The 1,431-nt window shown below is 74.7% G+C and carries 2 protein-coding genes; both read right to left on the reverse strand.

Going from position 1 to position 1,431, the window contains the following annotated elements:
- Positions 1–203 precede the first annotated feature (203 nt).
- Positions 204–356: a hypothetical protein gene (locus tag GUY60_RS37635; RefSeq protein ID WP_161705991.1), complete on the reverse strand. Its 153-nt coding sequence runs from the start codon at positions 354–356 to the stop codon at positions 204–206.
- A 179-nt stretch (positions 357–535) separates the two neighbouring features.
- A partial coding sequence (locus GUY60_RS37640) for a tetratricopeptide repeat protein (protein WP_376771369.1) occupies positions 536–1,431 on the reverse strand: 896 nt, incomplete at its 5' end.

Here is a 1,431-nt window from a genome sequence, read left to right on the forward strand (position 1 = left end):
GTTAGGAACCGGTGGGGGTCGGGGCCAGGGCTTGCGCGGTTGCGTTCATAGTGTTCACTCTCGACAACCGGCGCGGGGCAGGCGGGAGTTCGAAGACAGGCCCTGGCGGGCCACGCGTGACGCGTGGCCCGCCCGCGCCCGGCCGCCGAACGAGGTGCCCGTCGGGTCGCGTACGGCCGACGGGCACCTCGTCCACCGGACGGTCAGCCCGTCCGCGCCGGCGCCGCGTCCTCGGCGGACCGGTCCGGCTCTCCACCCGGGTCCGGTACGTGGCGGGCGTGCGGTAACTCGGGTTCGGTCGCGTCCTGGCGCGGCGGCGCGGGAAGGAGGCGGCTGAAGGCGAAGGGGTCGTTCATGGCTGCCTCGCCTGTCGGTTGCTCATCTGCGGCTCCTTGCCGTGGCGGCTGGGTGGGCAACGGTGATCTCCCTGCCGGGTGATCTTGATGGCATACGAACATATGCGGGGTTTCTTCGCATTTGCGGTGCCGTCAAGACCCACTTGGAGCCCGAACCGGCCACGGTTGCACAGGGCCACCTACGACCGGCCCGTACCCTCCCGCTCCCGGTCGAGGAGTGCGCGTACGGACGGGTGGCGGGAGAGCGGGCCCAGGCTCGCCCGCATGGTGCGGGTCGCCGTGACCACGCTGTGCGAGCGCAGCCCGCCGCCGCAGTCCAGGAACCGCGACCACACCTCGCAGGCCTCCCCGATCCGGCCGGTGCGCAGCAGGAGTTCGGCGCGGCGGGCCAGGGTGAGGGCGAGGCCGCGGCGGTCGTGGGCGGGGCGTTCCTGGGTGGAGCGGTGCAGGGCGCGCGCGGCCGCGGGCAGGTCGCCGAGGGCACGGTGGACCTCGGCCTGCTGGAAGGCCAGCGCACCTGACGGGTAGTCGGCGAACGGGTCCCCCGCCTCGGCCCGGCGCTCGTGCTCACCGGCACGCCGCAGAGCGTCGAAGGCCTCACCCCGGTCACCGGCGGCGGCGTGCGCGACGGCCAGCTGGGCCAGGGTGAAGGCCCGCACCGCGTCGGTGACCTGCGCGGGTAGTGCGTCGACGGCGGCGTGCGCATACGCGAGGGCGGGCCGCCCGTGGCCCAGGTGCAGGGCCTGTGCGGCCATGGCGCGCAGGGTGATCGCCCAGGCCACCCGGTCCTGCGCCTCGTGGGCGAGGTCGAGCGCGAGGCCCAGGTAGCGCTGGGCGATGCCGTGACAGCCCATGTCGCTGTGCATCCGCGCCAGGACGAACACCAAGTGGGCGCTCTGGGTGGCGAGTTGGCGGTGGGTGCGCTCACTGCCGGGGGCGTGCAGCCAGGTCGTGGCGGTGTCGGCGAGGTAGTGGGCGAGGGCGGGGCGGGCGTGGCCGCCGCCGTGCACGTCCATCGCCGCCGCGAAGTGCCGCACCGCCCCGCGCAGCAGGTCGACCTCGGCCACCCCGACCC

Source organism: Streptomyces boluensis (assembly GCF_009908195.1).
Taxonomy (GTDB): domain Bacteria; phylum Actinomycetota; class Actinomycetes; order Streptomycetales; family Streptomycetaceae; genus Streptomyces; species Streptomyces boluensis.

Coding starts and splice junctions, on each gene's coding strand:
- GUY60_RS37635 (WP_161705991.1), bottom strand. CDS start 356: ATGAACGACCCCTTCGCCTTCAGCCGCCTCCTTCCCGCGCCGCCGCGC.